At 42.1% G+C, this 14,066-nt stretch carries 16 protein-coding genes; 6 read left to right on the plus strand and 10 right to left on the minus strand.

The features are described from left to right. Window positions 1-7: 7 nt before the first annotated feature. The 9 genes from ID12_RS03245 to pta form a co-directional block, all read right to left on the minus strand. Window positions 8-1,543, minus strand: a complete 1,536-nt coding sequence (locus ID12_RS03245) for a T7SS effector LXG polymorphic toxin (RefSeq protein WP_080987760.1) — start codon at window positions 1,541-1,543, stop codon at window positions 8-10. Window positions 1,544-1,554: 11 nt separating this feature from the next. Next, a complete protein-coding gene (locus tag ID12_RS03250) occupies window positions 1,555-1,833 on the minus strand; it encodes a YwqI/YxiC family protein (protein ID WP_008343583.1) in 279 nt (92 codons plus the stop codon). 4 nt (window positions 1,834-1,837) lie between these two features. Then, complete coding sequence (locus ID12_RS03255) at window positions 1,838-2,236, minus strand: YwqH-like family protein (RefSeq protein ID WP_008343584.1); 399 nt, start codon at window positions 2,234-2,236, stop codon at window positions 1,838-1,840. Between the two features lie 183 nt (window positions 2,237-2,419). Further along, on the minus strand, window positions 2,420-2,674 hold the full coding sequence (locus ID12_RS03260; RefSeq protein ID WP_050826708.1) for a hypothetical protein: 255 nt from the start codon (window positions 2,672-2,674) through the stop codon (window positions 2,420-2,422). Window positions 2,675-2,687: 13 nt separating this feature from the next. Next, window positions 2,688-4,022 (minus strand): TRAP transporter large permease subunit, encoded by a 1,335-nt coding sequence (locus ID12_RS03265; protein ID WP_050826709.1) that lies wholly within the window; start codon window positions 4,020-4,022, stop codon window positions 2,688-2,690. A gap of 43 nt (window positions 4,023-4,065) precedes the next feature. Beyond that, entirely contained in the window at window positions 4,066-4,944 is an 879-nt protein-coding gene (locus ID12_RS03270) for a prephenate dehydrogenase/arogenate dehydrogenase family protein (RefSeq protein WP_050826710.1), read from the minus strand. Window positions 4,945-4,955: 11 nt separating this feature from the next. Next, window positions 4,956-5,627: an RraA family protein gene (locus ID12_RS03275; protein ID WP_079919313.1), complete on the minus strand. Its 672-nt coding sequence runs from the start codon at window positions 5,625-5,627 to the stop codon at window positions 4,956-4,958. Between the two features lie 141 nt (window positions 5,628-5,768). Then, the gene (locus tag ID12_RS03280; RefSeq protein ID WP_048001138.1) at window positions 5,769-6,620 is read right to left on the minus strand and encodes a MurR/RpiR family transcriptional regulator; all 852 of its coding nucleotides are present in this window, start codon (window positions 6,618-6,620) and stop codon (window positions 5,769-5,771) included. A gap of 136 nt (window positions 6,621-6,756) precedes the next feature. Next, window positions 6,757-7,728: a phosphate acetyltransferase gene (pta, locus tag ID12_RS03285; RefSeq protein ID WP_017360101.1), complete on the minus strand. Its 972-nt coding sequence runs from the start codon at window positions 7,726-7,728 to the stop codon at window positions 6,757-6,759. 239 nt (window positions 7,729-7,967) lie between these two features. Between pta and hemQ the strand changes: the two genes are divergently transcribed. Together hemQ and ID12_RS03295 are read left to right on the plus strand one after the other, a co-directional pair. Then, a complete protein-coding gene (gene hemQ, locus ID12_RS03290; protein WP_050826711.1) occupies window positions 7,968-8,738 on the plus strand; it encodes a hydrogen peroxide-dependent heme synthase in 771 nt (256 codons plus the stop codon). A gap of 67 nt (window positions 8,739-8,805) precedes the next feature. Beyond that, on the plus strand, window positions 8,806-9,966 hold the full coding sequence (locus ID12_RS03295) for an MFS transporter (protein ID WP_017360103.1): 1,161 nt from the start codon (window positions 8,806-8,808) through the stop codon (window positions 9,964-9,966). A 15-nt stretch (window positions 9,967-9,981) separates the two neighbouring features. On the opposite strand, the gene ID12_RS03300 is transcribed toward ID12_RS03295, so the two are convergent. Continuing rightward, window positions 9,982-10,461, minus strand: coding sequence for an Lrp/AsnC family transcriptional regulator (locus ID12_RS03300; protein ID WP_008343601.1), 480 nt, complete (start codon window positions 10,459-10,461; stop codon window positions 9,982-9,984). 145 nt (window positions 10,462-10,606) lie between these two features. Between ID12_RS03300 and ID12_RS03305 the strand changes: the two genes are divergently transcribed. The 4 genes from ID12_RS03305 (at window position 10,607) to ID12_RS03320 (ending at window position 14,058) form a co-directional block, all read left to right on the plus strand. Beyond that, on the plus strand, window positions 10,607-11,839 hold the full coding sequence (locus tag ID12_RS03305) for an MFS transporter (RefSeq protein ID WP_039963017.1): 1,233 nt from the start codon (window positions 10,607-10,609) through the stop codon (window positions 11,837-11,839). A 149-nt stretch (window positions 11,840-11,988) separates the two neighbouring features. Further along, window positions 11,989-12,591 carry a bacilysin biosynthesis protein BacA gene (locus ID12_RS03310; RefSeq protein ID WP_050826712.1) on the plus strand — a complete coding sequence of 201 codons (603 nt, stop codon included), beginning with the start codon at window positions 11,989-11,991 and terminating at the stop codon, window positions 12,589-12,591. Between the two features lies 1 nt (window position 12,592). Then, window positions 12,593-13,300 carry a 3-((4R)-4-hydroxycyclohexa-1,5-dien-1-yl)-2-oxopropanoate isomerase gene (gene bacB, locus ID12_RS03315; RefSeq protein WP_017368257.1) on the plus strand — a complete coding sequence of 236 codons (708 nt, stop codon included), beginning with the start codon at window positions 12,593-12,595 and terminating at the stop codon, window positions 13,298-13,300. Next, window positions 13,297-14,058: an SDR family NAD(P)-dependent oxidoreductase gene (locus ID12_RS03320; RefSeq protein ID WP_050826713.1), complete on the plus strand. Its 762-nt coding sequence runs from the start codon at window positions 13,297-13,299 to the stop codon at window positions 14,056-14,058. The genes bacB and ID12_RS03320 overlap by 4 nt, the downstream gene beginning before the upstream one ends. Window positions 14,059-14,066: the final 8 nt, after the last annotated feature.

Below are 14,066 nucleotides of genomic sequence, written 5' to 3' on the forward strand. Positions count from 1 at the left end.
AATCTCCTTATCTATTCAGATGTTTTAATAAAGATTTAAAAGTACCTTCGTTACCTTCAAATGGTATAGCGATTTTCTTTGCATTAGCTCCTTTGCCATTACGAAAATCTTCAATATTTATATGTGGTCCCTTATTAGGATCATAATCTAATCTCCATCTTACTTTTCCGTCAGCAGACTGCCTACCAACAACTTTACCATACCCAGCACTCGACTTAAGCGTACCTGTATATGGTTGTGCATTGGGTCCTAGGTCTCCAACTAAGTCTACTGTCTTATTTCTGGCTTGTTCATAGGTTTTAACTTTATCTAATATTTGTTCTCCTCTTCCAATACCCTTTGCACTCTTCTCAACCCTCTTAGCTACCTTCTCCCCTTTAATAATCTTAAAAACATATTTCCCCACTTTAACAATGTTAGCGCTTGGAACCATGTACACCCCTGATACCAAACGATCCATACCTGCGACTTTATCACCTGTTATTGGATCTCTTCCTGTAATAACCCGAATCGCGTCGTTTATTCCTGTAAATTCAACTGCTGCATTTAAAATATTTTGGGGTTGATCGCCTGTTTTCACATCAGAAATCGGTTTAACGCTCTCAATCGTTACTTTGTTTTTTTCTGATATCCGTAACCGATACAGCATTCCATCTCTCATGACTTCAACCGTCTTTGCATTTTCGAAGTTAATCTTTTTGTACTCATTTAACTTGTATACTTTTCCATTTAAGGTTACGGTGGTTTGATTAATTTTACTAGACGACATTTCTCGAACCACCGTATCCACATTCGCCTGTTCTTTCTCATTCAATTTCTTCAGCATGATCATCATCGGATTGTCTTTCGGATTGTCTATTTTGTCATTCAATCCGCTGATCGTGCTGCTTACTTTTTCTTCTTTTGTGTCTTTGAAAATAGACCCTTTTTGATAGCTCGTGATGTCGATTTTTGGACCGGTGAACATGGTGCTTAGCGTGTTGATGTATTGCTTCATTGTTTGCAATGCACTTGTTGTTTCATTCATAGCACTTGTTTGTTCTCTGTCAAAGGCATGGAGCAGTCCAATGGTTCTGGATGTCTCAAGCCACGCTTTTTGATAGCTCTGTTGAAAAGCAGACTCGTCTACATGAGGCAAGTGAACGATATGACTGACCCTGCCGATCGCCTGGCTCACATCTGAAACAATGTCAGAAATCGCTCGCTCTGCTTTTTTTAAACCTGAATCAAGTTCGTGTTCAATAAAAGCTTGTGATATAAAGCCATGCTGATTTGATTCAAGGGTATGAAGCGCCTGCTTTGTTTGTTTGAGCGCAGAGCTGTACTCCTCAATGACAACCTGAAAAAATTGCAGGAAGGGAATATGGCATTCTGTATAAAAGGAGCGGATGGCTTGTCCCGCCTCTCCCTTTAGTGCGCCATCAAGTGAGATGATCTGTTGGATTTGTTTTTCTATGGATCTAATCTGTTGTGATTGCTGTTTTAATGTATTCAGCGTTTGGTCAATTCCGTTTATTAGCGCAAAAGCATCAAGGGTTTTCATTGCGTTCTCCTTCATTTTCTTTTACTGCTGGAAGCAAGCGCCTTGTCCGTTTCGATCATGGTGTTCACCGCTTGTTCTGTTTGTACAAGTTGTTTCTGAAGAATGTCTATATAGGATGTACTTAATTCGTTCAGCTGCTGATTGATTTTTTCTAATGTGTCTGCCGTCAGGAGCTGATTTCTTCCTTTGATGGTTGTTGGAAGTGTTGCATTCATTTGAGCGCCTGATTGTTTTGCATGCTGCAATACTCGTTTGACCTGACTGGCATCTATTTTAATTTCTCTGCTCATGTGACTACCCTCTTTTTTCTTCCAGTTGTTTCTGCTTTTCTTTCTCTATTTTTCTTTCAACCGAATGAATTTCATGTTCTAATGAATGGATCTCTGATTTTAAGTCGCTGATTTTCTCATCAATTCGGTTCACTAGATTGGTCAGCTGTACACTTTTTATCTCTTGACTGGCGGATGCCATCTCGTCTCGAATGTCATCAAACGTATCTGCGAGATGGCCAAACCATGTATGTGATGTCAGATCTGGATGAGTCATTTTCTTGTTAGCATCTGCCAGAGCAGACTTTGCTTCTTTTATTTCTTTTCGACACATGTTCAGTTCTATGATTTGTTCTTTTTTTATGGATATGTCTGCCTTTAACGAATACAAGGCTGTTGTATAACCGATGATAGCTCCAGACATCGTCAAACACCTCTATTCCTCAAATAGTCCTCCGTTATGTTACCATTTACTAGCACAAGAGGCATATGATTGAAAACGAATTCACTAAAAAATGAATCGTATGTATTGGGTTTTTATACCTAATTCACATAAAAAAAGCTGAATCCTTCGATAGGATCCAGCTTTTGATGCTTATTTTAAAGTCTAACCGACTGATGCTGAGCCATGATCGTTACATGCAGCGTCTTTCTTCTCAGGGATATAATGGAGTGAAAACCCGACAAGGCTAAAAAAGGCACTTAACACCAGTGTTGGGTTTTTAAATAGGTTTGTACTAGCAATGATCATATCTCCCTTTTGCAAGAGTATTCCTAGTATTTGACCGAATACCAACAACGTTCCTGACGTTAGAAATAGGACAAGCAGCACTTTAAATAAGAATTCCATCAATACTCTCATCTGTTTCTCCTTTCTATACGGGAAGTATCTCCATTCCAATGAGCCAGCCAATGCCAACGATCGGAAGCATATAATAGAGGATCAGTGGGATAAAGGTTTTTTCTGGTCTGGCCCCTGCAAGACCAGAAGCGATAAATATGGACCCTGATGCAGGCGGGGAAGCGCCTTCAGTTGATGAAAAAGCAAGAATGGCAACTACAGCCACAACTGGGTCCACTCCAACTGAGATTAAAGCTGAAAATGAGACAAGTCCAACTGCTGTTAATGTCGCTGTTGAAGATAGAGGGCCTGCCACCAGTGTGACAAGAACACCCACAATGAGCACCATGAGCCATTTCGGAATGGCAAGTACTGATGTGATTTGCGTCAAATCATCTGCGAGCCCTAATTCAGCAAGCACTTGACTAGCAGCCACTGCAAACAGCATCAAAGCTCCGATCGTTGTAAACTTAGGAATAGCCGACTTGAAAAACTGAGACCAATCAAGTGCAGACGCCTTTTTTCTTCCAATTGTTAGACTAATTAATATCATGAGAATCGGAATCCACGTAATTAAAGAAATTTGATCCATTGCCTCCGGTCCGATGTTTGGATTACTTTTTAAGTAGTTTGCAAACGGACCAATGGTGATCATGATAGGAATCAAGGCACCGAAAAAAATAAAGATCGACTTCCACCCTTGTTTTACCGCTTCCCAGAAAGGAAGAATATCATCTGGCGGCATGGCCTGAATTTTATTCTTTTTCACCAGAAGATACACCAAAATAAATCGGTATACGACTTGATACAGTCCTCCTATTAGAAGGGCAATATATAAATCTCCCTCAGATACAAGGGCGGCAACTGGGGCAAAACCAAGCATGATAAACATGGAAGAGTTCGGAGGCAGTGCCGCTCCAAGTCCGCCATTCCCTGCTAGAATCGTGGCCGTGTGGGTCCGGCTCCACCCGGATTTAATCATCCAAGAGGCGGTGATAGAGCCAGTCGCAGCTGTGTTTGCAGAATTTGAACCTGAAAGAGCGCCTAACACTGCTGAACCTAACGTACTCATATAAGCCGCTCCGCCAGGAAGTTTGCCTACAACCGAATTTAGGATTCGTAAGAGTGCATGAATTAATTCCAACTTTTCGATTAAATAGGCCATGAATACAAATGCAACAGCTGCATAAAGCACCTCATATGTGGATGCAAAGATTAAACCATCCCAGAAAAGTCTTAATGCATCCAATCCGCCAAATAATGTGGTCGCAATAAAGCCTAGTAGCATGGCTTCTCCCATATTCCGTTTCACCATAACATTCCATATAATGATGACAGCTATGAACACAATCAACGCAATAAAACCCATATCGTTTCTTCGCCTCCCCTTTATTAAATAAAACGCTTACAATTTATTCCCCTTGCTGCATCACGTCAATGACTTCTTCCCAGCTAGCAGGTTTTACCCCGTCAAATCGTTCAGCAAAGTGAAAGTCTGCTAATCTCTCAAGCTTCTGTTGTGCTGCCCGAGACATGCTGGCATCAATCTCTGCTTCATCTAGCATTTCAATAGAGCCAAGCAGCTCAATCGCCCGTCTTTTTGCATGCAATGCACTCCCTGTCACAAGACGGTTCATGGTCTCTTCAAAACTTTTGCTATCGATTGTATCGCTTAGTGAAGAAATCACTTGATGTTCCACATTATATTTTTTGGAAATTTGCAAAAATTCAATCAAGAGACCGACAATCCCCTTCATATAAATGCTTCTGATTAGCTTTAGTGCCGAAGCATCTCCTGGCTGGTCACTAATTTTTGTGATATTCATGCCATAAGCATTCATCACTTTCATGAATTGGTCAACTCCACTGCCGCTTGCCGTGATCGGAACCTTGTGTTTGTTGATTGGAAGAGGCCCTAGCATGGCGGCATCTACAAATAGAGCTTCTTGCTTTTCAATTTCGTTTGCTACTTGTTTTTTGATGTCTGGTGTTGATGCCGATACATCTACATATAATTGATTCTTTTTCAAACTTCCCGATACGGATTGTGCCACTTCTAAGGTTTTATTCGCTGGCACAGCTGCAATCACAAGATCAGATTTCTCAATGACTTCGCTAATACTGCTCGTTAATTGAACGCCTGTTTGCGATGCTTTTTCTTTCAACGAGCCAGCTAATTTCTCACTTAGTAATAGGACATCATACGCATAAAATTGGTCTAATCCTTCTGTTTTCAATCCCGTTGACAGCTCATATGCTGCTTCACCATATCCGATAAAGCCTATTTTCATCACCGATTCCCCTATCCTTGAAATTTTTTCATTCTGCCTTCCAGCCATGCCGGTGCTAAGAGACTGATGTCTTGCTTTCCTTCGTCCACATACTGTTGAATCGTTTTTAATCTCTGATGTTCATACGCTTGTTTCTCTTCCGCTAGTGTCAGCAGGTGTTCCGCCTTTTCCTTTGGAACGATGACGACTCCATCATCGTCAGCAATCACTAGATCACCTGGGGCTACTTTGACACCGCCGCACGAGATGGTTTGATTCAATTCCCCAGGACCATCTTTAAAAGGTCCGTTTGGCATAAATCCCTTGCTGTAGATTGGAAAAGCCAGCTCCTCTAAAGAGAGTTTGTCGCGAACAAGCCCGTCAATCACGATTCCTTCTATTCCTACAGCCTTTGCTGAATGTGCCATCAATTCCCCTAAATAGGCATGACCCTTATGGTCTTTTCCATCAACAATCAGTACATCTCCTTCTTTAGCAGAGTAGATCGCTTGATGAAGAAATAAATTATCCCCTGGCCGTAAGCTAACAGTAAAAGCTGTGCCGACTACATTCATGCCTTTCGCAACTGGTTTGATTTGATGATCCATCGCGCCGGTGCATCCCATTACGTCTGACAGCAAGGTCGAGTTAAGCTTTTTTGCCCTAGCGATAAGATCATTTGACACGAAATGAACAGTACTCATTGTTTCCATCATCCCCTTTGAGTTATATTCATTACAATTATTTTTATTAAAGTAATATTTATTACTTTCGTGATATGATCATACCACCTCATTTTCAATTAGTAAAGCGCTTTCAAAAATAAAAAAATGAGTTCCACACGACTAATGTGTTGTGTGGTAACTCATTTTCGTTAACATATGATTGATTTGATCTAAACGTGGTTTTGTTCTTTCAGGATCATTCATCGCTAAGGCACTTAAAATGTAATCGACGATAAAGATAGCAGATACGACAGAGTTATGAGAGCCTACACTTGCTGAGGAACATGGTAATACATATTGTGCATATTTGGTTAATGGAGAGCTGTAGCTGTCTGTAATTAAAAGGACTTCCACCCCATAAGACTTCGCTGCTTCCATCAAATCTTTCATACGCTTTGCATAGCGCGGATAGCTGACAGCTATAATGAAATCACCCGAGTTGAAATGAACCAAATCATCCACCCAGTCGCTTTTGTCTGCATCAATGTATTGGCAATTCCCCAATAACCGATTGATTCCGAGTGACAGATACTCACCAACAGGTCTTCCACTTCGAACACTTGTACACAAAACGTGGCGTGCGCTGGCTATTTTCCCAACAATCTGCTGAAAGGTTTCTTCCGTGATATTGTCTAGTGCATACTGGATATTTTGAAATTGCAGTTCTACATGGTCATGCAGGAGCTTATTTTTATTTGAATGCTTGAGATTCGCTTCAAGTCTCGTTTGAGGGTCGGCTTTATGCTTCATAGCTGATTGAAGCTCTTTTTGGAATTCAGAAAAACCGGAATACCCCACAGCAGCAGAGAAGCGCATGATCGTTGCTGTACTCGTCCCGACTTTTGACGCCAATTTATCGACAGTTAAAAAAGCGACTTCCATTGGATTTTGTACGATATAATCTGCAATTCTCCTCTGCGCATCGGTTAAAAATGCGACCTTATGCTGAAGTTTATATATTAAATCCTCCATTATAGCACCTGCCTATCCTATCGGCTTTATCTACGATTCGTGTTTTCTTTTCACTCTTTATTGTACACATTTGGACAAAATAAAAAAACAGCCAGCACGAATCTATCGTACTGACTGCTCTAGTCGAGATGCTATTTTATAGTGCTTGAGCTGCTGTAATCAGCGCAAGATTGTAAACGTCTTCGGCATTACAGCCTCTTGAAAGATCGTTTACTGGCTGATTTAGACCTTGTAGGATTGGACCTACAGCTTCAAAGTTACCTAAGCGCTGGGCAATTTTGTAGCCAATGTTTCCTGCTTCAAGGCTAGGGAAAACAAATACGCTAGCATCGCCTTTGATGACGGAATCTGGTGCTTTTTTCGCTGCCACTGAAGGAACGAAAGCTGCATCGAATTGGAACTCTCCATCAAGAACAAGCTCAGGTGCTTTTTCTTTTGCAATGCGAACCGCTTCAGATACTTTGTCTGTTTCGTCTGATTTTGCTGAACCTTTTGTAGAGAAGCTAAGCATTGCTACACGTGGTTCGATGTCAAACATTTTTGCTGTGTTTGCACTTTCGATCGCAATTTCAGCAAGATCTTGGCTGTCTGGTGCAATGTTGATCGCACAATCAGCAAACACATATTGCTCTTCGCCGCGAGCCATAATGAAGACGCCAGAAGTTTTCTTTACGCCTTCTTTTGTTTTAATGATTTGAAGTGCTGGGCGCACTGTGTCAGCAGTTGAGTGTGCTGCTCCGCTTACAAGGCCGTCTGCAAGGCCTTTATACACAAGCATTGTACCGAAGTAGTTTTCATCCAGTAATGCTTTTCTCGCTTGCTCTTCTGTCGCTTTGCCTTTACGTCTTTCGACGAAAGCTTGTACAAGATCGTCAAAACCTTCATATGTATGAGGATCATACACGTCAACACCATCAAGTGTAAGACCTAATTCTTTTGCTTTTGCTTCTACTTCTTCCTTCTTACCTACAACAATTGGCTGCAATACTTTGCCATCTGCTAGTTTTTGAACGGCTGTTAGAATGCGTTCGTCCATTCCCTCAGGAAAAACGATCTTAACTCCTTTACCTGCAACCTTTTCCTGAACTGTTGAAAAAATATCTGCCACTTCAATACCCTCCTTGATTTTACAAAAAAAGCGTTCTCTTTTAAGCATACTCTTCTTCTACATAAATTCAAACTACCAACTTACATTATAGCGCTTACAATTTAAATTCTTATTTTTCAAACTAATTAAATCAATTTCTAGAAAAGCGTTTTCGTCGTTCAAGTTTTGATCACATCTTCATTTGGACAAACTATGTTATAGTTGGAACAGATGGAAAACTGTAAATAGGAGTGAAAGAAATGAGCGAACAACATACAACAAATGAAGCAGCTCAAACACTAGATGGCTGGTATGCGCTGCATGATTTTAGAACGATCGACTGGACGGCTTGGAAGCTGCTGACAAGCGATGAGCGTCAAGCGATCATTCATGAGTTCACAGGTCTATTAGAAAAATGGAAAACAGCTGAGCACCATCAGGCTGGAAGCCAAACAATCTATAGTATTGTCGGCCAAAAAGCAGATATTATGCTCATGATTTTACGTCCGACCATGGAAGAACTAGGTGAAATTGAACTTGAATTCAACAAGACACGACTAGCTGAGTTTACGATTCCAGCTTATTCTTACGTGTCAGTTGTTGAACTCAGCAACTACTTAGCAGGAGGCGGAGATGGCGGAGACCCTTACGAGAACCCGCATGTACGTGCGCGCCTCTATCCTGAGCTTCCTTCTTCTCAATATGTCTGTTTCTATCCAATGGATAAAAGACGTTCTGGCAATGACAACTGGTACATGCTTTCAATGGATGAACGTAAATCCCTTATGAGAAGCCATGGCTTAATTGGCAGAAGCTATGCTGGGAAAGTAAAACAGATCATTACAGGTTCTGTTGGCTTTGATGATTATGAGTGGGGCGTCACTCTTTTCGCTGACGATGTGCTTCAATTTAAAAAATTGGTTTACGAAATGCGATTTGATGAAGTGAGTGCACGTTACGGCGAGTTTGGTTCCTTCTTTGTTGGAAACCGATTAGCAAACGAGCAGCTAGCGTCTTATTTCAATGTATGATAAACTCATAAGGCTTCGGATCTCTCCGAAGCCTTTTTATGTATTTGTTTAGAAAGGTGATCTCATCATGAAAAACTTCCCCATCGCTATTTTTGCGTTAACGCTCGGTGCGTTTTCGATTGGCATGACTGAATTTGTGATCATGGGTCTTTTGCCAAATGTCGCAAATGATCTCCATGTATCTATTTCTGCTTCAGGTCAACTGATTACCGGATATGCACTCGGTGTCGCAGTTGGCGGCCCTATTTTAACGTTATCAACTGGAAAAATGTCGAGAAAACGTCTCCTCATCCTATTAATGATTCTTTTCGTGGCGGGAAATGCTGTCGCCGCTGTATCGACTTCTTATGGTCTGTTGATGGCTGCACGTATTTTAACGTCATTTGCTCATGGTACCTTCTTTGGTGTCGGCGCCATTATGGCTGCACGGCTTGTACCTAAGGAGCGAAGCGCAAGTGCGATCAGCTTCATGTTTACAGGACTGACAGTAGCCAATGTACTGGGTGTGCCATTTGGTACCTTTATAGGAAATCAATTCGGCTGGCGCATGTCATTTCTCGTCATTGCCGTCATTGGTCTCATTTCCTTAATCGGTATTATCAGTTTAGTACCAAATCAATCGAAAGAAGAAGTATTAGATATTCGAAATGAAATATCGGTGTTGAAAAAGCCGCAGGTCCTCGTCTCCTTTGCGATGACGATTTTTGGTTTTGCGGGTGTGTTTACCGCCTTTACGTATATCAGCCCGATCCTGCTGCAAGTGACTGGCTTTCAGGAAAACGGGGTCACCCTCATTCTTGTCCTCTTTGGGCTTGGGGTCACCATTGGGAATTTAGTCGGCGGAAAGCTTGCCGACTGGAAGCTGATGCCGAGTATTATCATCACATTGATCTTGCTGATGGCTGTTCTGTTGTTATTCACATATACATCTGCCTTTAAAGTGCCTGCCGTGCTGACGATTTTTGTGTGGGGAATTATTTCATTTATTCTCGTTCCTACCTTGCAATTCCGCACGATGAACATGGCACATGAAGCCCCGACACTCGCATCAACGCTCAGTCATTCTGCCTTTAATATTGGAAATGCCGGCGGTGCAGCGCTTGGCGGTCTTGCTATTGAAATCACACATTTACAGCTTGTCCCGCTCTTTGCGGCAGGTGTGACATTCATTGGATTGATCATTACGATCATGAGCTATCAGTCAGATAAACGAATCAAAAGGACCTGAGGGCAGGTCCTTTTTCTATTTCACCACGGTCATTTCTGGCTCTTCTATTTGTTTCACACGTTCCTGAATGGGATGGGTAAAGGAATGCTCTGATAAGACAATATGGGAGACCGTTTTTGTAAAGCCAGACACATCTTGAATAAACGCTTCAATTTCTTCAAGAGAAGAAACAGACAGCTTAATGAAAAAACAGGACTGTCCTGCCACTCGATAAGCAAAGAATGCACGTGGATGCTGGTTCATAAATGTCACAAAACGCTGATACTCCCCATTTAATACGGTGACTTCCAGTAAACAGTCTATCATCAGACCCAGCTTTTTATAATTGACTTGAACAGAATACCCTTCGATAATCCCTGCATCCTCTAGTTTTCGCACTCTTTCTGCTACCGCAGGCGCCGATAAATTCACTCGTTTGGACAATTCCCTCATTGATAAGCGGGCATCTTCTCTCAATTCGTTTAAAATATGCACATCCACATCGGTGATTTTCATTCGTTACGCTCCTATCCCAAAATCGTTCCATTTGAAAAGTATTTTATGATGATACTTATGATACGAAATGTAAAATAAAACTAAATAATGGTAGAATTTATTTTAACGGAATTGAATGAAAAAGCAAGTATGGAGGGATCACTTGATGAAAGAATCTTTAGACAGCCAGGCTTCTAAAACATTTCCCATCACACTTGCCATTGCACTCACACTTGGCGTTTTTGCGGCGGGATCGGAGGAACTGGTGATTTCACCACTGCTGCCTGATTTATCAAACTCCTTTCAGCACTCTCTTGATGTTCTCGCTCTTTCCATCAGCATTTATGGGTTAGCTGTGCTGGTTGGAGCTCCGCTACTCGTTCCTTTAGGGGACCGATATTCAAGAGAGCTGTGTTTGATAATTGGGCTGTCCTTCTTTTTAATTGGAACAGTGATGTGTGCTGCTGCCCCAAATTTGGCCGTGTTTTTTGCAGGCCGTGCTATTTCAGGGCTGGCGACAGGTGTATTTGTGCCAACAGCCTATGCTCTTGTGGGCGACCGGGTTCCATACGAATACCGCGGCAAAGTGATGGGACTCATTGTATCGAGCTGGTCTCTTTCTCTTGTCCTTGGTGTGCCCATTGGCGCCTTTATCGGCCAGAGTTTAAACTGGCGCTGGACGTTTTGGATCTTCGCTATGATGAGTCTCATTGTCCTGCTGCTCGTCATCCTTGAATCAAGAAAACAAGTCAGAGCAGCTGATCCGAAGGCACCTCAAGCTAGAGAGACAACAGGCTCTTTATGGGGAGCTTTGAAAATTGATCGTGTGCCTGCCTATTTGACTGTGACGTTTTGCAATATGCTTGGATTTTACGGCATGTACTCGTTTTTAGGTGCTTATTTGCAAAGTCTGTTTGATGGCGGACAATCAACAGCTGGACTTCTTATTATGGCTTATGGCGTCGGCTTTTCTATGAGTATGTTTACTGGAAAATTAGCAGACTGGTTCGGTAAAACCCGTTCCCTTGTCTTCGTGCTGGGTGGAATTGCGCTTGTTCTAGCCTTGCTTCCTTATGCGCCATTCTCGTGGATGTTGCTGATTTTCGCCCTATTTATTTGGGGTGCAATGCAAAGCTTATCTGTCACGCTTCTAAGCACCGTTCTAAGCGACTGCTCTCAAACCCATCGCGGGAAAGTGATGGCTTTTTACAGCCTGGCCTCCAACCTTGCTGTTATGCTCGGTTCCGCACTGATGGGACCCGTTTATGTCCATTTCGGATATCATACGGTAGGTCTTGTCTGTGCATTGATCACACTTGTTGGTTTTATCATCAGCTTCGGCAGCTATAAACGAGAACGTGCCTTACAGAAAAAACAGCCAACTACACTTGAAACGTAAGCACATTTCACTGCACATCTCGATATGTGCAGTTTTTTAGATCAATTTTTAATATCATTGTATATTACATTTTTTATAAAATTTGTTGACAATTGCCAATTTTAAATTTTATAATCTAGTAAAAATTTGAAAAAGATTGGATGGTAAACATGATCCTAAAGAATGATGTGTTTCATTTCAAAGAAGAGCCTAGCCCTTCACCCAAGATGTTTACAGTCAACACACTAGGTCCTAAGGGGACAAGCAGTGAATACGCAGCAAAACATTTCATCTCTCAATCCACCACTACACTCGGCACTCATACGAAACTATCCCTTTATGACACATTCGAAACTTGCATTGAACATACTCTCTCTCAACCACTTCAATTTACTCTCGTTCCACACGCATATGAAGGCATCAAACACTTCTACATGAGACCAGATCTACAGCTTTTACAAATTTTCAGATGTGACACGCCCATGTATGGTTTGGCTGTCAGACCTGATTTCCCATTCCATGAACAAATGCTCCACCATTTAAAAATTGTCTCACATCCTGCACCTGTCAATTTAATTCAATATTTCATTCACCAAAATGCTGAATTTGAACTTGTTAATTCTACAAGTACTGCCGCGCAGAAAGTAAGGGACGGCGAATTTGATTTTGCTTTAACGAATGAGGTGGCAAGAGCCACATATGGCCTCATCTTCATTCGAACGTTTAAAAGTATACCCATGAGCTGGTCCATATTCGGAAAAGGAGAGATGTAAGATGCAAACTGAACAAAAGACGCAAGAACGATATTTTCCTCAAGCGAAAAAATTAGAATGGGATAATGGCGTTATCCAATATTCCACTGTAAGAGGCGGTACGGAAGTGTTAATTTCATACGTCCCTCCCCGCACGATCATTGAACCTCACGAACATCCCGAAGCACAAATCGGTATTGTGTTAAAGGGCGAGCTTCAAATGACTGTCGGCCAATCGACTCAACTGCTCACCCCATTAGAATCAGCCTATATCGCACCACCGTTTGTCCCTCACGGCGCTTCAAATCTGACAGATGAAGAAGTGATCGCCATTGATATTAAGAGATTAAAGGATGACGAAGAATATACAGCTCCCCCCACTTATTTCTTAGACATTTTCAAAACACGGGATTTACTCCCTGGCATGGAAGTGACTTTTTTTGTGGAGGATTGGATGGAGCTGATGATTGCCAATATCCCTGGAAACGGCGGAGAAATGCCTTTTCATAAACATAGAAATGAACAAATCGGCATTTGCATCAGCGGAGGGTATGATATGACGATCGAAGGCTTTACAGAAAAGATGGAATTTGGCACCACCTATTTCTGTGACCCAAGGGAAGATCATGGGGCCATCAATCCAAAGCCAGAAGCTTCAAAGTCTATTAATCTCTTCTTCCCTCCTCGCTATAATCGCTTAAAACCAAAAGCATCTAAGGTGAAGAAATGATGCTGGACGGAAAAGTTGTCCTCATTACAGGAGGTGCGTCGGGGATTGGGCTTGCTGCCGTCAAGCTCTTCCTCGAGCATGGAGCAAAAGTAGCTGTCGCTGACATCAATGAAAGCAGCGGCAACCAACTCATTGAATCATTGCCGCATGAGCACCTTGCATTTTTTAAAACAGATATTACGAAGGAGTCTGACTGTCACCAAACCGTTCAGAACGTGCTGAGCCGATTCGGTGCCATTGATGTCCTCATTAACAATGCAGGCATCGAAATTGTCTCACCTATTCATGAGATGGCACTGGAGGATTGGCATCGTATTCTTCAGGTCAACCTGACCGGCGTCTTTCTCATGAGTAAGCATACATTGCCGCATATGCTTGAAAAGAAGAGTGGAAGTATTATCAATACCGGATCTGTCGGAGGTCTTGTGGGCTGGCCTGACATTCCGGCATACAATGCAACAAAAGGCGGTGTCATTCAGCTCACCAAATCAATGGCCATCGACTATGCCGCTCATCAAATTAGGGTAAATTGTATTGCCCCTGGCATCATTGATACGCCACTAAATGAAAAGTCCTTTTTAGACAATCACACAGAAAGTCTCGAGATCGTCAAAAAAGAAAAAGCAAAGGTGAATCCTATGCTGCGGCTTGGAAAACCTGAAGAAATTGCTGGCGTGATGCTCTTTCTCGCCTCTGACCTATCCAGCTATATGACTGGAAGTGTCGTCACTGCAGATGGCGGTTACACCGCTAGATAAAAGGAGTG

Source organism: Bacillus altitudinis, from assembly GCF_001191605.1.
Taxonomy (GTDB): Bacteria; Bacillota; Bacilli; order Bacillales; family Bacillaceae; genus Bacillus; species Bacillus altitudinis.